This is a genomic window from Marinomonas lutimaris (assembly GCF_019426345.1).
Lineage (GTDB): Bacteria > Pseudomonadota > Gammaproteobacteria > Pseudomonadales > Marinomonadaceae > Marinomonas > Marinomonas lutimaris.
Window position 1 is genome coordinate 106,860 of sequence record NZ_JAHLLW010000003.1, and the last position, 19,702, is coordinate 126,561.

The 19,702-nt window shown below is 40.9% G+C and carries 24 protein-coding genes and 3 tRNA genes; 6 read left to right on the forward strand and 21 right to left on the reverse strand.

Annotated features, from left to right (window positions below; all coding sequences use genetic code 11):
- Positions 1-11: 11 nt before the first annotated feature.
- From KPL72_RS05515 to KPL72_RS05590, 16 genes are all read right to left on the reverse strand, one after another.
- A complete protein-coding gene (locus KPL72_RS05515) occupies positions 12-1,088 on the reverse strand; it encodes a toll/interleukin-1 receptor domain-containing protein (RefSeq protein ID WP_219702120.1) in 1,077 nt (358 codons plus the stop codon).
- Positions 1,089-1,126: 38 nt separating this feature from the next.
- Positions 1,127-1,957, reverse strand: a complete 831-nt coding sequence (locus KPL72_RS05520; protein WP_219702121.1) for a TIR domain-containing protein — start codon at positions 1,955-1,957, stop codon at positions 1,127-1,129.
- A gap of 83 nt (positions 1,958-2,040) precedes the next feature.
- Entirely contained in the window at positions 2,041-2,913 is an 873-nt protein-coding gene (locus KPL72_RS05525; RefSeq protein ID WP_219702122.1) for a DUF4231 domain-containing protein, read from the reverse strand.
- A 9-nt stretch (positions 2,914-2,922) separates the two neighbouring features.
- Positions 2,923-3,315, reverse strand: a complete 393-nt coding sequence (locus tag KPL72_RS05530; protein WP_219702123.1) for a TIR domain-containing protein — start codon at positions 3,313-3,315, stop codon at positions 2,923-2,925.
- Between the two features lie 77 nt (positions 3,316-3,392).
- On the reverse strand, positions 3,393-3,692 hold the full coding sequence (locus KPL72_RS05535) for an HNH endonuclease (protein ID WP_219702124.1): 300 nt from the start codon (positions 3,690-3,692) through the stop codon (positions 3,393-3,395).
- 277 nt (positions 3,693-3,969) lie between these two features.
- The gene (locus KPL72_RS05540) at positions 3,970-5,004 is read right to left on the reverse strand and encodes a hypothetical protein (protein ID WP_219702125.1); all 1,035 of its coding nucleotides are present in this window, start codon (positions 5,002-5,004) and stop codon (positions 3,970-3,972) included.
- 40 nt (positions 5,005-5,044) lie between these two features.
- On the reverse strand, positions 5,045-5,791 hold the full coding sequence (locus KPL72_RS05545) for a hypothetical protein (protein ID WP_219702126.1): 747 nt from the start codon (positions 5,789-5,791) through the stop codon (positions 5,045-5,047).
- A gap of 10 nt (positions 5,792-5,801) precedes the next feature.
- Positions 5,802-6,821, reverse strand: coding sequence for a tyrosine-type recombinase/integrase (locus tag KPL72_RS05550; RefSeq protein ID WP_219702127.1), 1,020 nt, complete (start codon positions 6,819-6,821; stop codon positions 5,802-5,804).
- 174 nt (positions 6,822-6,995) lie between these two features.
- A tRNA-Leu gene (locus KPL72_RS05555) sits at positions 6,996-7,081 on the reverse strand.
- A gap of 11 nt (positions 7,082-7,092) precedes the next feature.
- A tRNA-Cys gene (locus KPL72_RS05560) sits at positions 7,093-7,166 on the reverse strand.
- A gap of 23 nt (positions 7,167-7,189) precedes the next feature.
- Positions 7,190-7,264 (reverse strand) — tRNA-Gly (locus tag KPL72_RS05565).
- A gap of 96 nt (positions 7,265-7,360) precedes the next feature.
- Entirely contained in the window at positions 7,361-7,921 is a 561-nt protein-coding gene (gene pgsA, locus KPL72_RS05570) for a CDP-diacylglycerol--glycerol-3-phosphate 3-phosphatidyltransferase (protein WP_212915994.1), read from the reverse strand.
- Between the two features lie 45 nt (positions 7,922-7,966).
- Positions 7,967-9,790: an excinuclease ABC subunit UvrC gene (gene uvrC, locus KPL72_RS05575; protein ID WP_219702128.1), complete on the reverse strand. Its 1,824-nt coding sequence runs from the start codon at positions 9,788-9,790 to the stop codon at positions 7,967-7,969.
- A gap of 18 nt (positions 9,791-9,808) precedes the next feature.
- Entirely contained in the window at positions 9,809-10,450 is a 642-nt protein-coding gene (locus tag KPL72_RS05580; RefSeq protein WP_212915996.1) for a response regulator, read from the reverse strand.
- Between the two features lie 123 nt (positions 10,451-10,573).
- Positions 10,574-11,428, reverse strand: a complete 855-nt coding sequence (locus tag KPL72_RS05585) for a replication protein P (protein WP_249422112.1) — start codon at positions 11,426-11,428, stop codon at positions 10,574-10,576.
- Entirely contained in the window at positions 11,337-12,143 is an 807-nt protein-coding gene (locus tag KPL72_RS05590; RefSeq protein ID WP_212915997.1) for a DnaT-like ssDNA-binding domain-containing protein, read from the reverse strand. Before KPL72_RS05590 ends, KPL72_RS05585 begins: the two co-directional genes overlap by 92 nt.
- A 339-nt stretch (positions 12,144-12,482) precedes the next feature.
- Here KPL72_RS05590 and hpf point away from each other — a divergent pair, with 339 nt between their 5' ends.
- The 6 genes from hpf to KPL72_RS05620 all read left to right on the forward strand — a co-directional run bounded on the left by hpf (position 12,483) and on the right by KPL72_RS05620 (position 15,068).
- Positions 12,483-12,800 (forward strand): ribosome hibernation-promoting factor, HPF/YfiA family, encoded by a 318-nt coding sequence (hpf, locus tag KPL72_RS05595; RefSeq protein ID WP_212915998.1) that lies wholly within the window; start codon positions 12,483-12,485, stop codon positions 12,798-12,800.
- Between the two features lie 164 nt (positions 12,801-12,964).
- On the forward strand, positions 12,965-13,618 hold the full coding sequence (locus KPL72_RS05600; RefSeq protein ID WP_212915999.1) for a Bax inhibitor-1/YccA family protein: 654 nt from the start codon (positions 12,965-12,967) through the stop codon (positions 13,616-13,618).
- Positions 13,619-13,707: 89 nt separating this feature from the next.
- Positions 13,708-14,100, forward strand: coding sequence for a sulfurtransferase complex subunit TusD (gene tusD / locus KPL72_RS05605; RefSeq protein WP_219702129.1), 393 nt, complete (start codon positions 13,708-13,710; stop codon positions 14,098-14,100).
- A 4-nt stretch (positions 14,101-14,104) separates the two neighbouring features.
- A complete protein-coding gene (locus KPL72_RS05610; protein ID WP_219702130.1) occupies positions 14,105-14,452 on the forward strand; it encodes a DsrE family protein in 348 nt (115 codons plus the stop codon).
- A gap of 2 nt (positions 14,453-14,454) precedes the next feature.
- Positions 14,455-14,742 (forward strand): DsrH/TusB family sulfur metabolism protein, encoded by a 288-nt coding sequence (locus KPL72_RS05615; protein WP_219702131.1) that lies wholly within the window; start codon positions 14,455-14,457, stop codon positions 14,740-14,742.
- Between the two features lie 5 nt (positions 14,743-14,747).
- Positions 14,748-15,068, forward strand: a complete 321-nt coding sequence (locus KPL72_RS05620; RefSeq protein WP_219702132.1) for a TusE/DsrC/DsvC family sulfur relay protein — start codon at positions 14,748-14,750, stop codon at positions 15,066-15,068.
- A gap of 74 nt (positions 15,069-15,142) precedes the next feature.
- Here the strand turns inward: KPL72_RS05620 and cobA are convergent, their stop codons facing one another.
- The 5 genes from cobA to lolA form a co-directional block, all read right to left on the reverse strand.
- Positions 15,143-15,910 carry a uroporphyrinogen-III C-methyltransferase gene (gene cobA, locus KPL72_RS05625; protein WP_249422113.1) on the reverse strand — a complete coding sequence of 256 codons (768 nt, stop codon included), beginning with the start codon at positions 15,908-15,910 and terminating at the stop codon, positions 15,143-15,145.
- A gap of 40 nt (positions 15,911-15,950) precedes the next feature.
- Positions 15,951-17,252 (reverse strand): serine--tRNA ligase, encoded by a 1,302-nt coding sequence (serS, locus tag KPL72_RS05630; RefSeq protein ID WP_219702133.1) that lies wholly within the window; start codon positions 17,250-17,252, stop codon positions 15,951-15,953.
- A 67-nt stretch (positions 17,253-17,319) separates the two neighbouring features.
- The gene (gene crcB, locus KPL72_RS05635) at positions 17,320-17,691 is read right to left on the reverse strand and encodes a fluoride efflux transporter CrcB (RefSeq protein WP_212916006.1); all 372 of its coding nucleotides are present in this window, start codon (positions 17,689-17,691) and stop codon (positions 17,320-17,322) included.
- Positions 17,688-19,076 (reverse strand): replication-associated recombination protein A, encoded by a 1,389-nt coding sequence (locus KPL72_RS05640; RefSeq protein ID WP_219702134.1) that lies wholly within the window; start codon positions 19,074-19,076, stop codon positions 17,688-17,690. Before KPL72_RS05640 ends, crcB begins: the two co-directional genes overlap by 4 nt.
- A complete protein-coding gene (gene lolA, locus KPL72_RS05645; RefSeq protein ID WP_249411603.1) occupies positions 19,076-19,702 on the reverse strand; it encodes an outer membrane lipoprotein periplasmic chaperone LolA in 627 nt (208 codons plus the stop codon). The genes KPL72_RS05640 and lolA overlap by 1 nt, the downstream gene beginning before the upstream one ends.

A 19,702-nucleotide genomic window follows, 5' to 3' on the forward strand; every position in this document is an offset into this window, starting at 1 on the left:
ATAAAAAATATTCATGATATAACCTTAGTTTTATTTAGAATTTTTAGTAAACTAACAAAATTATCAACATTAAATTCATTCATATTATAAACAATCCTAAGGTTTTCCAGTGGCGCAGCCCCACTATAAATATATGAATCATCTCTAGACGTCAATGTAAAAACCATTCCACTAAAATCAAAATAACGACCTGAAATTTCTGATATTTTTATTTCAACTTTAGACAATTTAGAAGAAGCCTTAAAGTCAGTTGTTTCTAATGATATAGAGTTTTTAAAGACTACTGAAAACCAACATTTCTTAGGATTTTCTTCATACATATCTTTAAAAACATTACTAATAGTATCTTCATATTTTTTAATCATATAAGGATCAACTTTAATTACAAAAACACTTCTAGAACTTTTTCTTATATCTTTATATGCCATTAGTCCATGCGCATATAATTCATTTTTGCCATTAAAGGAAGAGTCAATACCGTCTGTTTTCAATTTCATTCCAAAGAAATCAATAAAGTCTTCCCTAATAAGGTTTTTTTGATCATCTCCACCAAAAAAAGGAGGAAAATCAAATTCTAAATAATCTATTTGCTCAAAATATTTATTTGATTCAAATAGAATATCAAAATCCAATTCTAATAAAGAATCAAAATCTTCTTTTGAAAAAGACATTGGGAAATCATACTTAAACTCTTTATTCAATATACTGATAAAATTATTAAGACTTTCTTCTGAAACAAGGTTAAATCCCTGCAAAAGATTTAGCGGTGGCCTGAGTGAACCAATATCAACCCCCTTTATTCCAATTGGAATAACTTTTACATTTTTCGCATAGGCAAACCCTGTTTCAAAATATATCCAACTTGATGAGAGTGATTCTGGAGAAACAAAAACAAACATTAATTTTGCTTTATGTAAATTTTCTTCTGTTTTATGAATCCAATTATTTCCAAAAGGAATACTTTCACCATCACTTGATTGAAATATATTTATAGTTCCTGATGTACGTTTACTAACGCCATTTTGTAGCGCAGAAATATAATCTTTATCAACGGAAGAATGACTAAAAAACACTGTTGGCTTATCCATACACACTCATTTTTTAAACATAGAAAAAAATAAAAACACTATCTACCTTTGGTATTTTTTGTATCTTTTATTTTAAATCCTTTAATATTTAACTTCTCAGATTCCATAACTTCATTAATGATCCTATCTTTTTCTTCATTACCAAAACCTAATGAATTTAAATAATTAGAAACACTCCCTAAACCATATTCGCCAGAATAAATCATTTCAGAAACTCTTTTATTTATATCGTCATCATGTATTTTAAAGTAATGTGCATTATCGAAACTATCAAATTTAACATTAGATTCAAGCTTTCTAATCCTATTAGATAAACCTCTTGTATGATTTAAAATTTCACTTAATATATCTTGCTCTGACCGGGGAGGTATGTTTTCTTGGGGTGGATTATCTCTTATTGCTTTTTCAAAACCGTCATTGAAAGCAGGCCAATACGTCTCAAATACCTGTTCAAGTATACGCTCTTCTAAAGCATTAGAATCCAAGCAACTATTGATTGTTCGAGTTAAAGCCCAAACACTACTTTTATCAACTGTAGTGTGATTAAACTGCCCCAAAGGATCTTGTAAGTCTTCAGGCTTTAAATCTACTAATAAAGTGCATACGCGGTTTGTTGTTAATCCTTTAGCCAACGCTCCTGTCTCAAAGAGTATCCAAGGTTTATCTTTATTCTCTTGAGTTAAACAAACAACACCAACAGAAACATCTTTTAATTTATCATTAATTTCTGTAAACCAAATCGCTCCTCTGTCAATATCTCTCGTTGAAATCCATGGCTGAGAGGCTTGAATTACGCATTTTAGCCAATCACTCATCAACTCTGCGACAGCTTTACTTCTATTTCCTGACCAACTAATAAATATTTTCATTACACATTCCATTTTAAGATGTAATTGCACTTCAAACACTTTACGAAACTAGATTTTACTAGTATGAATGGTATCTAAAAATTTTAGGTGTCACTTTTAGCTGCCCATTGAGTATGCTCTCTAGAAAATGCATTTTCAGAATCCCTCACGAACTCAGAAAACTTCGTATCGGTTTCCGAATCTTCTAACATCCCTCTAATTATTCCAATTTCGTGAGCAGCAAGAGAGTATGAAGCAGTAATCTCTCGATAACGCTTAAGCTGCATCCAGGTCAAAACCCCACCTGCGGCAACTACAAAAATATCGGTTGGCCACAAACTCCATTCTGGATAGACAATCCTTAATAACACGGATATAACAGCAAAAACCTGAAGCAATATTAATGCGAAAAAAAACTGCCCACCTCTTCGTTTATTTAATGCAGATTTTGTTGCATACCACTTTCTTTGCTCATCAATTCGATACTTCAAATAAAACGCTTTCCTATCAACTAATGTCCCATTACGAGTAGAAAGCATCAAGGCTGTAATTTGTTCTTCGTTACTATCTTCTCCTCCTAAAACTTCTCCGAGGTTGTTATTACTTCTAAGTATTTCAGTAAGTAAATTTCCAAATAAAGCCTTCACCTCGATAATTGAAGTTGCATCTAAAAATGGATCAGCTTTCATCATAAAACGCCAACTTGCTGTCTTTATAGATTCAGCAAGAGCTCGAGAGTTATACCATGTCTTTTCATAATTTTTTGTAGCAAGCAATATTGATATACAAATTGCCGCTATAAAAACTAATGCATTTAACAATGAATATTCTTTTGTTGGAAGTGGGTTTACAGACAATAAAGCACCTACTAAAAACAAAAATATCTGACACCTTATTGCCAACAGATATTTCGCTTGTGCGTTATTAGATGCGGAATCTGCGGCCCTATATAGAGCCGGATAATCTTGATGATTCATTAAAAAATCCTACATTGTAGCTAGAGCTTGGAGGTTTTGTTCACTCCACGCATATACTCTAATTTTATTATCAGACAAACATTTTGGTATAGGCCCATTTGTACCACTCAGCCTAATCGCGTAAACCGGCTTCTCTGCAGCCAGTGTCATGTTTACTTCATGGGGAACCCAGTAACTTGTATAGGTCTCATTACCAACAAAGACTATTGTTCTAGATGTACCAGTAATCGTTTTAGAAATAGCTTGCTTGATAACAGCAGCATCTTCAGTTTTCCAACGCGTTAGCAAATCTCTTACTCTGAAATTAAGGCTAGTATAATTTGAATTAACCGCTCGCCCCTTAACGGTTAGAACAACACCTCTATCCTCTTCTTTGAAACTAAAAAATACTACGTTAGACATATCACTCTCCTTGATAAAAACTAAATGGATAAAAAATAACTCTATTTTCCTAAGTAACTTCAATATAGAAGCCTCTTTTAAACTTGATAGTGCTCTCGGTGGTATTGAATAAACTCTAAATCAATCTTATGCCTTTTCACTGCCTTCAATTCGCCCTCTATGCCGACCAAACTTAGATCATCAGCAATGGTAAAACCGCCGTTATCAAAAAGTACGTGGTGATTGGGGCAAAGACAGAGAATGTTGCTTTCTACATCAGGCCCGTTGTGTGGTTGGCCTAATGGTTTGATGTGGGCGGCTTCTGCAAGTTCGGCACGGTCTTTAAAAATTTGACTAGGAATATGGCCGAAGACACGTCCTGCATTGTTGTTAGCCATAACTTCCCTTGTACTACTGGTGTGACGTGCTGCGCTTTTTCTAGCGTGGTTGCACTGCAATCTGAGTGTATGATTGCTTCATATTGTTGTCATTTCCTTTACAGTAAATCGTTTTGACCTTTTGCGCTAGTCGAACCAAACGCCAGGCACAAAAAAAACCGCCACTTGGGCGGCTTTTTTAAAGCTGCTCTCACTCGTTATTTGAGTCAATACCAACTAACGTAAAACTGTGTATTCGAAAAATTTACATATCATAGGTCTAGTGCTTTATATATTTTTATATTTCGTAAGGTTTTAGTTCAACGACATTTGTCTTAATACTAGTAATATCCCAATCTACTGAAGCTACCTTACCTTCAGATAAGCAATTAGACTCATGATCAGAGAAATTCATCACTCTATTTTGAATGATTTTTTTATCAGTCTGCGAAAGTGAATTCCACCACAATGGCGACATGAATGTATTTTCCAAAAATTCAAATACAAACCGAGTAATATATTCTGGTATGTTTTTTAACCCTTTTTTTAGAAGATCTAACAAGAAACCTATATTTTTTTGGCTTTCATCAACCCACTGAAACAAAATCACACCACCTAAATCAGAAGAAAAAATATTTAAACTTAAATAATCGCTACTATGTTTTGGCTGACCCAAATACTGTATGTAATAACCATTAAAAGAAATCTCTGGAATAAGCGCTCCTGAACACATAAATTCAGTTAAACTAGCAGTTCTAATAGATAAAAACTTAACACTTTCATATCTCTTATTAACAATCAAATTTTCCAAATAAAATTTCAAAGAAGACAGCTCAGATTCAGCAAGCTCCATGCCATGATATTGCATATCCAGATTACGAAGTAATTGAGGATCTGAATGATCATCTTTTAATATTTTGTAACTTTCTTGATGCATCCTCATCTGCTCTGATTTAGCATATATTTCCTTACAAAAAGTTCTATAGCCTAAAAGTAGTGAATGCTCCTCACAATCGATAAATACATTGTTCTCAATAGGTGAAAATAACTCTGCATCATGTACAGAACAAAAACCAAAAAATGTTGATGCTTTTTTTATCCCTTCAAGTTTGGGCGCAAATTTACCATTATTTTTCATGATATTATGGAATATTGGCTTAAAATACATTACATGACTTTTAGCAGAAATATTTTTCAATCCACCACTTTTTTGAATCGTATGGGCATTTACTATTCTATTAGAGCATCTATTACCATCTGATGAAGAAAAATAACAATATTTATAGGGCGTCCAATTTAAAGCTAGTTGTTTTAATTTTTCTGCAGCATCCATACACTTTCTCCTGACCTATAATTTTTTATTAGCCATGCATTTAATGATTTCTATTGTAGTATTCCAATCTATATTCTTCCCAGAAAGACGTAAAAAATTTATCTTTTTTATCTATATATTTAAATATAGTTAAAACATCTTTCCTTGCTTCAAAAGAAAAAAGAGCTTCAAGCCTTGATTTTTTTTCATATAGACCAGGAAAGCAAATAAAACCCCATCCATTAATAAACGAATACAAAAACTCACTATTGTCGTTCCTAATGTATTTTTTCGGAAAAATATGCATCCCCCTCATATCAATACAACTTTGTTCCGATCTAATCACTCTTATCGGATACAAGTTTGTAGGCCAATCTGAGGCACTAGGATCAAGCAAAGATACCCTTATCATATCTAAAATATTTTCTGGTATATCACATTCAATATACTCTACCCTTTTGGCTACCGAGGCACGCCAAAACATACTCAAACAAAATAACCGCCATAGCTTGTAATCAAATTTAATAGAAAAAAAATCATCACTACGACAAAAATGTGTTTCAGCTTGCTTCAATATTTTTATCCCGTAACTTTCAAACGCCCCAATTTTATCTTCGCATCCCTTACATAATAATTTCTCATACACCCCCTCCCTACGTGGAGATCCAGCACTAACAGATCGATTACCTTTAAAGAACTTTGGAACAACAGCTTCCCTATCTAACCCCAAAAGAGATTTAGGGAAAATGTGAGACTTAACAATGGCTTTATTTTCTCGACATAATGGACAAAAGCCTACATTTGTCATGAAATATCTCCTAATCCAACATCAATGCTATGTCACCCATATCTGGTGCGTAGTAAACCCGCTGCAGGATTCTTAGGTCTGTATGGCCTGATATTTTCGCTAGGTTTAGCACGTCCACTTTGGTGGCTAGTCGTGTCAGTGCTTCCCGTCTCAGGTCGTGAAAGTGCAGATCGTCTATTAGGCACTTGTTACGTATCTTTCTGAAATTCACATCTAGCGAATCTGATTTCAGGTTAAAGGCTTTTAGCTTGCAGTCATCTAGTGTTTTGAGCTTTTCCAATACTTTCACCGCTGTGGTGGATAACGGCACGGTACGAGGATTACCGTTCTTTGTTTTGGGTAGATGAACAGTTCGTCTTTCTAAATTCACGTCTTCCCATGTTATGCCGCAAATTTCACCGGCACGCATGGCGGTTTCTATGGCAAAGACGATGGCCGCGCCGATACGTTCGCTTTTGGATTCTGGCGGTATGTCTATGTCGTATTGTGTGGCGATCATCAGTTGTTCAAATTCACCAGGTAACAGCCGTCTCGTTCTAGCCTCAGGCTCTTTAGGACGCTTCACCCTTGTCATTGGGTTTTCTCTCAACCAGCCCCACTCCTTCGCACACTGGCTACAAATAGAAGACAACACGGTCCATTCACGAAGCACAGTACCAACGGCCACTTTTTGTAGGCGTCTGTCTCGCCATTCGGCAAAGTGTTTGGATTGTAGGTCTTGGAGGGAAATATAACAAAGTGGGTCTGCTGGCTCATCGGCGCTTTTGCCTAACCAGCGTTCGATTCTTCGGATTTCGAATTTCTGACCGCGCTTGGTCACACTGACCGTATCGCGGTAGCGTTCTAGTGCTTCACTAAAAGGACGATCTGGAATATCAGAGGAAGTACTTTCTTTAGCTTCACGCTCTAATTCAGACGCCCATGCTTGCGCCTCACGCTTTGTAGAGAAGCCACGCTTCGTCTTACGCTTACCTTTCACGCTAACTTGAGCACGCCATGATCCATCATCGGTTTTAAAAATAGACGCCACTGAATATTCTCCGGTGCAATGTGCGGTGCAGTTTCGGTGCAGAATTTCAGAAAAGATAGCATATAAAGGGAAAAGCTTACAATTTGAAGTAGTACTAAGAAAATGCTGGAGAGTCGATATTTAAAGGGATTGAGCAAGATAAGAAAGTGCAGGCATAAAAAAAGGCACCATAAATGGTGCCCGGGACCGGAATCGAACCGGTACGCTTATTCAGCGCAAGATTTTAAGTCTTGTGTGTCTACCAATTTCACCACCCGGGCATATCTGATTTTGGAGGCCGGAGTCGGAATCGAACCGGCGTTCACGGAGTTGCAGTCCGCTGCATGACCACTCTGCCATCCGGCCTTCTATCAGATACATCTTTTGATTGGAGCGGGAAACGAGGCTCGAACTCGCGACCCCAACCTTGGCAAGGTTGTGCTCTACCACTGAGCTATTCCCGCGTCTCAAAAGACGGTGCCTATTCTATGTATTTGAGCTTTCACGTCAAGGAAAAAATCCAAATAAATAGCTAACTTAGGCACTTTTTTTAAATCTGTTTAGTTTTTGTTCGACTCTTTGGACATTAGTTCAGGCCAAGCCGCTTTTAAGTAAATATACATAGACCAAAGGGTTAGCAAGGCTGCAGCAATGAGTACCATCTCTCCCACATGAGCGACCATGGTGTCTGGTCGACTTCCTAGCAAGATGAAAATAGCCAGCATCTGCATGGTGGTTTTCAGTTTGCCAATGTATGAAACCGCTACGCTGGCGCGCTTGCCCATTTCTGCCATCCATTCACGTAATGCCGATATAACGATCTCGCGGCCGACGATGACAGCGCTGGCTAACGTCAGCAGTGGATTAGAATAGCTTGCTACTAATAAGACTAAGGCAATCGATACCATAAGTTTGTCGGCCACTGGATCAAAAAACGCTCCAAACGCGGTACTTTGGTCAAGCTTTCTTGCCAAGTAGCCATCTAGCCAGTCGGTAATGGCTGCCAAGGCAAAAATAATCGCACAGGTGTAATAGCGCCCTTCCCACGGCAAGTAGTAAATAACCACCAAGATGGGGATCATGAAGATCCGCACGGAAGTTAATATATTTGGTATGTTCATCTTATTCCTAATTATTACGCTAAATGCACCAACATCTAGCCAAGCTTAATTTTTATGAAGGTAGAGATAAATTTCTTCCGCTTTTTTGGCACTAATCCCTTTGACCTTTGAAATATCTTCCTGACTAGCTGAGAGCAACTCTTGGTATCCGCCAAAGGCTGTCAGCAGCTCTTTGCGTCGATTTGGCCCGATACCTGGAATATCTTCCAATACCGAGTGCCGACGTTTCTTGTCTCGTCTACGGCGATGACTCTTGACCGCAAACCTATGAGCTTCATCGCGAATATGTTGAATCAAGTGCAATGCTGCCGAATCTGGCGGCAACACTACTTCATCTTCTTTGGAGCCGATATATAAGGTTTCAAGACCCGGTTTACGAGTATCACCTTTTGCCACACCCAATAAAAAGATATTGACCAGACCTAGCTCTTTTAAAACCGCTTCCGCTTGTGTTAATTGTCCTTTACCACCGTCAATAAGCAACACGTCTGGCGCTTCTAGTTCGCCACTTTTAACTCGCTTGTAACGTCGAGTCAGCGCTTGTTTCATGGCGCCGTAATCATCACCCGGTTCAACACCTTCGATGTTAAAGGAGCGATAGCGTTTTTTATCCGGTCCGTCAGGCCCAAACACCACACAAGACGCTACAGTTGCTTCGCCACTAGAATGACTAATATCAAAACATTCCATGTGCATTGGCGGTTCAGAGAAGCCTAACAACTTTTGCAATGCGGTTATACGACTAAAGTGATTACGCTTATCCGATAATCGCGCCTGTAAGCCTTGCTCTGCGTTGAGTTTTGCTAGCTCAAGCCAACGCGCACGCTGACCTCTTACATTGCTAAGTACTTCAATTTTTTTCTGCGTGGTTTCAAAAATACCTTCCACCAGCGCATCGCCATCTTCTAGCTCGTGACTAATGATAAGCGTCTTAGGTAACTCTTGAATACCACCAAGATAAAATTGAGCGATAAAAGACGATAATAATTCGCCTTCTGTGATTTCGATGGGCATTTTTGGGTAGTAACTTTTGCTACCAACCACTTTGCCTTTGCGTATCATCATCACATGAACACACAAACCGCCAGGCTGTATAATAGAAGCAATAACATCTGCCTCGCCCGTTTGCCCATAGACATGCTGTTGCTCTTGGATGTGTTTGAGCTGAATAATTTGATCGCGTAACTCTGCGGCCCGCTCAAACTCCATATCTGCGGCAGCGGCGCTCATTTGCGTAGTAATTTCGGCAGTCAGTTCTTGATCTTTACCTTGTAAAAACATGCGGGCGTGACGAACGTCTAACTCATATTCTTCATTGCTAATTAAGTTCACACAAGGCCCTGAGCAACGTTTAATTTGATATTGCAGGCAAGGTCGAGATCGATTCGAATAAGTACTATCTTCGCACTGGCGCACCTTGAAGACCTTTTGCATGGTATTCAAGCTTTCTTTTACGGCGCTGCCGCTTGGAAAGGGGCCAAACAAGGTGCCTTTATCGGTTTTATCACCGCGACGAAACAGCAAAGCTGGATGATGGTGATTAGATAATAAAATATAAGGGTAAGATTTATCGTCACGTAGCAGAATGTTGTACGGTGGACGATGTTGTTTAATAAGTGTTTGTTCTAGAAGCAGTGCTTCCGTTTCGCTTTTGGTGACAGCAATTTCGATGGTGTGAATACGACTAACCAAGGCCATGGTTTTGGTCGTTAATCCTGTCACGCGAAAATAACTCGCGACACGATTTTTTAGATTTTTTGCTTTTCCGACATACAACAACTCACCTTTTACATCGTACATGCGATAAACGCCTGGACGTGTGGTTAAGTTGCTAACAAAATGCTTCGGATCAAATTCTGAATGGCTCAAACAAACCTCGTTTTTCGCCTAGCCCATACCAAGCACATTGTAACGTACTGCTAAGTGAATCAGCTCGACATCGCTTTCAATGTTCAACTTTGTAAAAATACGAGTACGGTAAGTACTCACGGTTTTGGGGCTTACATTTAAGTGCTCGGCAATTTCGTTAGATTTTTTGCAATCCACGATCATTTGAGCCACTTGTAACTCTCTGTCTGACAACTGCCCCAATGGTGAACCTTGCCCATCGATTGAAAACTTAGACAACGCCATTTTCTGAGCAATACTCTTGGAAATATAATGCTCGCCTTTTGACACCATTTGAATGGCTTCTAATAGCTCTGACGTGTTGGTACCTTTAGTCAGATAACCAGACGCGCCCGCTTCCAATAGTTTCACTGGGTATAAATTGTCATCCAGCGCAGACAAAGCAATGATCTTGGTTTTCGGCAAAATGCGCTTTATTTCTTTCGTTGCACCTAAACCGCCGATTCCCGGCATATGCACGTCCATCAAAATGATATCAGGCAATAATATCTTGGACTGAATAATGGCCTCTTCGCCGCTGTGCACAACACCTACTACCTCAACACCTTTTACATCCTGTAATACACGACTAATACCTTGGCTAACCACGTCATGGTCGTCAACAATCAATACTTTTAACATAACAACCTCACCAAAACTTTCCTACGCATCGTGTCGATTTCTATCGTACCCAGAATGAAATCGCGCCTACAGCATCCTGCTAATAAAAAATTATGTTATATAACAAATAGAAGAAACGCACCGTTATTCTGGCAGTTTTTCTTTATATCCCATTTCTAAAAGCTTTTTTTGACTAATTTCGCGATAACGAGCTCGCACGCCAGACCCATGTGTTTTTTGGGTGTAGTAGAGTAAAGGCGCAATCTGCTCTTCATCTAAAGATAGATCACTAGCAATTTTACTAGACAAATCTTTCACACTGAGCGTTTGCTTGTCTTCGATCATAATGACTTTGGGGATCACTAAGCGCTCGCCAGCAATCACTCGATCAACGATTTTCAAATAACTTTGCTCAAACAAAGGCCAAGTTACTCGTTCTTCTTCAGACTTTAATTTGTACCAACCCGCCTGAGAGCCTGCAAAAAATACCGCATTATGACTCCATTTATATTGCAAAGGATCGGTTCGGCAAGTACAGGCTTCAAGATACGCTGCACGTGGATCAGGTAAACCATAAGCTTTATATGCGGTATTAATCAGCTTCAAAAAGTCGGCAATGGTTGGCGGCCATGTGTGCTCTTCTTTCGTACGCTCTACAGCGTAAGCCAACAACGGCTCTTGGAAGCCTTTCAGTGCAATCGCCCATTCGCGCTTAGCTAGCTTAACCTCATCCGTTGTGCTGTAAGCAGAGGCGAATTTATGAGTGTAAATGGCTTTAAAACGGGCGAACAGCATATTAACCAAAATACGTGTTTGCTGCTCAGCCTCTGTTGGGCCCGATTCGCGACTCGCATTACCAGCGTTAGCATATCCCGAGTTATTGTACCCAGGATTGCCAGAACCATACTCACCAGTCTGTGTCGTGGATGTTGTTGAGGGCGTCGCTAACCTGCTCTCTAGAGGTTTTATTAAATTTTGTACTGCCTGAGGTTCCTTCATATGAAGACCTATCCGATTGTTTGTATTGCCACTGACGTTTTACGTATTTAAAAAATTCACTGTTCCAAGTTCTGACATTTTTTCGCTGCTCTTTGATTCTAAGCAAAAACTCAGTTTGCAAAGACAAGGCGAATTCACGGGCTATGCCAGCTTGGCCAATTTGCTCTAACGTCGCTTCTTCAGGTTGCCACTGATCTGGTTGTCGAGCTCGCTCTTTTTGCTCCAGATACAAGTCAAAATCCGTGATACCGCGACGATCATTTACTACTGGCGGTGATGGTGCTTCGTATTGTCGAACAGGTTGCTTCGCAGGATAACTTTTAGGCTGCGGTGTAAATTCTTCGGTTTTCTCCCGAGACGCTTTGTGCAACCGATCCATTTTGCTCATCAAGGAATCGTCTTTAGAAGACGCTTCTGCAGCTGGCTTAATGGTTTGCGCCGCTTTTTGAGATGATGCTAAATGAACCTCAAGTATTTCTTCTTGTCGCTGAAAGCTCAATAGTTGGCTAATCTGTAAATTCGCCAACAATCGCATCAACATAGGCACTGTCCAAAACGGCAACTGAACACTAAGTCGGCTCATTTCAACACGTAAAGCATTGGAGCCAACAAGATAAGCCTGCTGCTTCAAAAAGGTCAATAATACGGTTTCTTCTAACCCGATCTGGGCTGCCATTGAAAATGATATCGGTAATGAATAGTCGTTATCCAACATAAATCTCGCTTCACACATTTAGCATGACAGTCTATCAAAAGCCGTTCCCATTAGCACGAGAACCTTAAAGTAACCTTACTATCGGTACAGAATGACGTTCGCTATTCCCACTGACCATTAGACTTTAGCAATATAGGGATTTTATTCGCTAACAAAACAACTGTTAAGCAATTTTGACAGAGCTAAATAACACTCCTATGCTCAAGTTACGACAATGCTTTTTTATTCGGTTCTTTAGTAAGTAAAAACGAAAGAGTAATGACAGATCCATAATAGTCAGCTTAATAAAGAGTATTTTGTATTGTCGGTTCCGCAAACATCCCTCAGGAGGAAAGTAGTATGCACACTACCAAAATTTCTGGACACCATATCGATGTAACCCCTGCAATAAAAGACCATATCAACGAAAAGCTCAGCAAAATATCAAAGCTGACAGACCAAATAACATCAGTCAACGTCACCTTACTAAAGGATAGCAAGAGCCAAAAAGCGGAAGCAAGAGTACATATTCCAGGCAAAGAAATATTTGCCACAGCCTCCTCTGAAGACAGATTATTTCACGCGATTGATGACATGGTCGATAAATTAGCCAAGCAAATAGATAAACACAAAACCAAACAATCCAGTGCCCATCACAAATCCGTGACGACACACTAGTTACTTAAAACCGCTTAACAGTCCCTTACTTATTTCGAAAAACACTGCGATTCTGCGGTGTTTTTCTGTATTTATTGCCTAGATAAACAATCTAGCTTGAAGTTTGGAACTTTCAGCCGCATATTAAGTCTATTGATAGTCTTAAACCTTAAAGGAGTAATCTCATGCGTTACACAGAAGCCCTTTCGACACATTCGTCACAAGCGGCAAACAAAACGCTCCGCAATACTTACGGACTGTTGTCGCTTACCCTATTGTTCAGCGCCTTCACTGCGGGCATGAGCATGGCTTTCAACTTACCCCATCCTGGCCTAATTATTACACTAGTAGGCTTTTATGGTTTACTTTTCCTAACACACAAATTTAAAAATAGCTCTGCAGGTCTTCTTTGTGTGTTTGCGTTAACTGGATTTATGGGCATTACCCTTGGGCCTATATTAAGCATGTATATGAATATGCCTGGTGGCGGTAGCTTAATCATGAGCGCATTAGGCATCACAGGCCTATCCTTCCTAGGCCTATCTGCTTATGCACTAGTTTCAAAGAAAGACTTCAGCTTCCTTAACGGATTCATCACTGTTGGTTTCTTTGTACTATTGTTCGCTGTGATTGCTGGTATTTTCATCAAAATGCCTGCATTGCAAATTTTCATCTCTGCTGGTTTTGCGCTTTTCTCTGCGGCGGTTATTTTGCTGCAAACGAGCCAAATCGTACGTGGTGGTGAAACCAACTACATAGTTGCAACAGTGACTCTGTATGTTTCCCTATACAACATGTTTCTAAGCGTATTGTCTCTTCTTGGTATGTCTCGCGATTAATCATCCGTTACAATCAACACGAAAAGGCCGCTGACTGCGGCCTTTTTTATGTGTAAAATTTGCCACATCTCTTACCAAGGTTATTTTTGATGCAATACACTCTGCTCATTACAGGCTCTCCATATCAAAGCAAGGCTTGCCACACAGCGCTTCGCTTTATCCGTGCCGCTCTAAATAAACACCCTGACAGCATCAAGGGCGTATTTTTTTATGAGGATGCTGTGCTTATTGGCAACCAAACAGCACAGCCGCCAAGAGATGAAATCAACTTAACTAAAGCTTGGCAAGAAATAGCAGAGCAACACAGCATCCCTTTGTATTTGTGTATTGCAGCAGCGGTAAGACGCGGCGTAATTAACGAAAGTGAAAGCCGTCGCTATGAGTTAGAACAACACACGCTTGCAGAGCATTTTCAGCTTGAAGGCTTAGGAACTCTTGTTGATCTAATGAACACCACAAACAAAGTCATTCAGTTTAGGTAATCTTATGAAATACACACTAATTCACCTAAACTCCAGCCCCTATTTCAGCTTAGCTTGCAAGGAAGGTTTAGATCTTGCTCTGGTTCTGGCGACTTTTGAGCAACCTGTGGACTTATGTCTATCTGGGGCAGCACTCGCACTTTTGACCGACAATCAAACCCCAACAGCAGAGCAAGGTAAAAACCTGCACAAGCTGCTTGCTGGATTAGAGTTTTACGATATTGAAAACATCTTCATAGAGAAGCACCACTCTTGGCTTAGCGATCAGCCAACTTGGCAAGGTGTTCAGCAACTTGATGAAGCCGAATGGCAAACCCTGTTTTCACAATACCAACAAGTTTTTCGGTTTTAATTATGCGACTTCACCAAATAAATCAACTCGATTACCCAACAACACTAGAAACAACGTGGCAAAATAGCGTGCAAACTGGCGACCAAATACTGCTGATTGAAGAGGGCTTTTTAAGACTGATTCAGCACGCCAACACAATGCAAAGGCTGGCTGAAGAAAAGCTGGCAGAACTCTATTATTTGCAAAGCGATGCAACAGCTTATGGTTTATCACCAAAATTGGGCACCGCGCTTTCAGAAGAAGAATGGGTCGATTTAACCTTTACTGCGGAAGCAAACATTAGTTGGTAATCAATATGACAAACGACACAGCAGTTCTAGACGAAGAAGGTTACTTGCTCAACCTACAAGATTGGACACCAGAGCTTGCCAATCAACTGGCGAAAGACGTTGAAATCGAGCTAACCGATGCTCATTGGGAAATTATTTATTTATTGCGCGACTTCTATGAAGAGTTTGAAGTCTCTCCTGCCATGCGACCACTGGTAAAAGCCGTATCAAAAAAACTAGGCACAGAAAAAGGACGCAGCATTTATCTAATGACGCTATTTCCCGGCAGCCCTCCAAAATTAGCTGCAAAAATTGCCGGCCTCCCTAAACCAGCAAATTGCTTGTAACATTCAAGATCTTAAAGAGACAAAAAAAAGCGGAGCCATTTAAGCTCCGCTTTTATTCAAACGCCTTAAGCAATTTAGTACTTTCCGTACCACTCTAATTTCTTCTGCAAAGTCACCACCTCACCAATTATCAATAACGCAGGGGATTTCGCTTCGTTCACCACGGACACTTCATAGACATCTTGAATAGTAGAAGTAAAAACGCGCTGCTCGTTGGTTGTGCCTTTTTCAACAATCGCCACTGGCATAGAGGGACTCATACCAAAGCGAATCAACGACTGAGTGATGTCTTTAAGGCCCGTTAAGCCCATATAAATGACCAAGGTTTGCGCTGGATGCACCAACTCTTCCCAAGGTAATTCTGTTGTGCCATCTTTCAAATGACCAGTTAAGAATCGAACCGACTGAGCGTAATCACGATGCGTTAACGGAATTCCGGCATACGCAGCACAGCCTGCCGCCGCCGTTACACCCGGAACCACTTCAAAAGGTACGCCCTCTTCAATTAATTCTTCAAGCTCTTCACCGCCGCGCCCGAAGATAAAAGGATCGCCGCCTTTTAAACGCACCACCATATGGCCTTCTTTGGCCTTGGCAGCGAGCAGACTGTTAATCTCTTCTTGTGGAAGGCTATGCAAAGACTTGGCTTTACCCACGTACATTTTTTCTGCCGACTCTGGAATGAGATCAATAATCTCTTTGCCAACTAAGCGATCGTACAAAACCACATCGGCCATTTTTAATAAACGATATGCTTTTAACGTCAACAACTCTGGATCACCTGGACCCGCACCAATCAAATAGACCTTGCCCGTCATAACTTCCAATATCCATTCATACAAAAAAAGCCTCCGTTGAGGCTTTTTTATTAGAAAATTTAGCTTACGCTTTTTTCAATACGGTCTTGCCACCCATATAAGGTACCAATACATCAGGAACTCGCACACTACCATCAGCATTTTGATAGTTTTCAAGTACAGCAACTAACGTACGACCTACAGCCAAACCAGAACCATTCAAGGTGTGTGCCAATTCAGGACGACCTGTTTCTGGGTTACGCCAGCGCGCTTGCATGCGACGAGCTTGGAAGTCCCACATGTTAGAGCAAGAAGAAATCTCGCGGTATTTACCTTGACCTGGCAACCACACTTCAATGTCGTAAGTTTTGTGTGCAGAGAAACCAAGATCGCCACCACACAAGATCACCGTACGGTATGGAAGCTCCAGTTTCTGCAAAATAACTTCTGCGTGACCAACCAATTCCTCAAGCACTTGCTCAGAAATATCTGGACGACAAACATGCACCAACTCAACTTTTTCAAACTGATGCTGACGAATCATGCCGCGAGTATCACGACCATAACTACCTGCTTCGCTGCGGAAACAAGGTGTATGAGCGACAAATTTCTTGTGCAAATCTGCGTCATTTAAAATTTCATCCCGTACCAAGTTTGTTACAGGCACTTCTGCTGTTGGGATCAAATACAGGTCATTGTTTCCGCTGTCTTTATCTACTGGCACTTTAAACAAATCTGCTTCGAACTTAGGTAGCTGACCCGTTCCTTTTAGGGAATGAGCGTTTACCAAGTAAGGCACATACACTTCTGTGTAACCATGCAAATCAGCATGAGTGTTGATCATAAATTGAGTCAAAGCACGGTGTAAACGCGCTAAATCAGAATGCATAACAGCAAAACGAGAACCAGTAATTTTTACTGCGGCTTCGAAGTCCAGCATTTCCATCGCTTCGCCAAGATCCACATGATCTTTTGGCTCAAAGTCGAATTGCTTAGGTGTTCCCCAACGACGAACTTCAATGTTGTCGTCTTCAGTCTTACCTTCTGGAACAGAAGCATGAGGCAGGTTTGGAATGCCTTCTAACAAGCTTTCCAATTCTTCTTGAACTTGTGTCAGCTGTGTTTTAGCCGCTTCTAGATCATCGCCTAGGGTTGCCGTTTGTGCTTTTAGCTCAGCCGCTTTGTCTTTATCGCCAGACTTCATCGCCTGACCAATTTCTTTGGACACTGAATTTCGGGCTTGTTGCAGCTGCTCGGTTTCTACTTGAATGGCTTTACGACGCTCTTCTAAGGAAGAAAATGTCGCCACATCCAACTCGTAGCCTTTCTTTTTAAGTTGAGCCGCAATGGCTTCCGGGTCAGCGCGTAATGCTTTAATGTCTAACATCTGGGCAACAATATCCTTCAATCAGTGTGTATAAATAAATTAGGGTGTCTTCAAACAATAACAGGGATCAAAAAAAACGAGTAACGGCCATACCGACAGCTAAACCAGCAATCCCCAAAACACAGCTCAATAATAAATAGCTTACTGCACTTAGCCAAGCCTGCATGTTAATAAGAGAGACAATTTCCAACGAAAAAGTGGAAAAAGTGGTAAATGCCCCTAAAAAACCCACCATAACCAGAGGTCGATAAGGCTCAAGGGATGGCATGCGCTCGCTTATCACTACAAACGCCACGCCCATCAACACACAGCCTAGAACATTAATCACCATAGTCGCAAAGGGAAAATGATGATTCCAGTAGGTATTAATCCATTTTGTCATGCCGTAACGACTCAGTGCACCAAACGCGCCACCAATGGCAATCATAAAATACATCATTCTTCATCCCCTTGAGATAAGCCTTGAGACTGGTAAAAAGAGTCATAACGCTGTAACGGGCTTTGATTATCCAAATCAGACAACCAGGCCAGCTTGTCATTGATTTTTTTCTCTAGGCCGCGATCTGTCGGCTGATAGTAACGCATATCGGCCAATTCTTCTGGCATATAGTTTTCACCGGCGGCGTAAGCATGCTCTTCATTGTGAGCATAGCGATACTCATCGCCATGCCCCATGCTTTTCGCCAAAGAGGTTGGTGCATTACGCAAATGTACAGGCACTTCATAACTAGGTTGCGCCGCGACATCAGACATTGCTTGATTAAAGGCTTTATAAACGGCATTACTCTTAGGTGCGCACGCCATGTAGACGGCTGCCTGCGCAATAGCACGATTCCCCTCACTCGGACCAACGCGCTCAAAAACATCCCAAGCGTTTAAGCCAATCTGCAAGGCTCGCGGATCCGCATTACCAATATCTTCCGATGCGATAGCCAGCAAGCGACGAGCGATGTACAAAGGATCACAGCCGCCATCCAGCATTCGCGCCATCCAGTACAAGGCACCATCAGGCGATGAACCACGAACAGATTTATGAAACGCTGAGATTTGGTCGTAAAACACATCGCCTTTACGATCAAAGCGACGAACACTACCGCCTAAGACATCCTCCAACTGCTCTTGCGTCACCTTACTTCCCGGCTCCACAAGATCGGATAATATTTCTAAGAAATTAAGGCCTCGACGAATATCACCATCAGCCGCTTGAGCCAATACAGATAAAAAGTAATCGTCTATTTGAAAGCCACTTTCTTGAGAGTAAGCTGCAACGCCTTTTTCGTGATTTCCTAAAGCTCGCATAAGAACAAGCTTTACCTCATCTACACTCGGCGTTTTCAAACGATAAACGCGTGCCCTCGACAGCAAAGCAGAATTCAATTCAAAGGCTGGGTTTTCTGTGGTTGCACCGATAAACAAAAAGGTACCGTCTTCAATGAAAGGCAAAAAAGCGTCTTGCTGCGATTTATTGAAACGATGCACTTCATCAACAAATAGAACGGTCTGAGTGCCGTTCATCGCGCGCAATTGTTTTGCTTGATCTACTGCCGCACGAATCTCTTTAACGCCAGACATGACAGCTGAGATTTCAATAAACTGGGCATCTAGCGCATGAGATAGAAGCTGAGCGAAAGTAGTCTTCCCAACTCCCGGAGGCCCCCAAAGAATAAAAGAATGGCAGTGGCCTGTTTCTACCATTCTACGTAACGGCTTTCCCGGACCAACCAAGTGCGACTGCCCAATATAATCATCGAGACTAGCGGGCCGCATTCTGGCTGCAAGAGGCTGATACCCTCCTGTTGGTATGTCCGAAAAAAGATCCTTCATTACTGACCTTCTTCGATCACATCCACGTTAGCTGGCAAGTCTAAAATAAAATTTTCTTTCGCCACGCCTTCATGCGTCTCAACATTTTTAAATTCAATCACCGTCGTTTGCCCTAGCGCATCTAAGATACTCATCGCGCTAATAACTTTATCGCGGAAAGACAGAGTCAATGTTTGAAATAAGTCCTGATCTTCTTTCGGCGCTAAACGGAACTTTTCGCTGCCAAGTGTCGTGACATTATAGTGCGGAAGCACTTCTGCTGCAGGCTGACCTAGTAGTGCAGCTGGAGAATTACCTACCGCACCAGACAAAGGTTTTTTCGTCGCTTGCTCTAAATCCACATCCCAGACGGTAATATATTTACCATCAGAGATAATACGTTGTGCAAAAGGCGTCACACTATCCCAAACAAATTGATTAGGCTTCGCAAGAAGAAAAACACCTTCACTTACTTGCAGCTGCTTACCTTTTTCGTCATAAGTAACCTGACGAAATTCGCCTTCAATATTGCGGTTCAATTCTAACAAACTCTCTATCGAGCTGGTCGCATCAGCGGCCTGCACCATCGCTGTTTGAAAAACGGTTACAATTGTAAGCATAGCCATAGTGACTAATTTATTTAACAA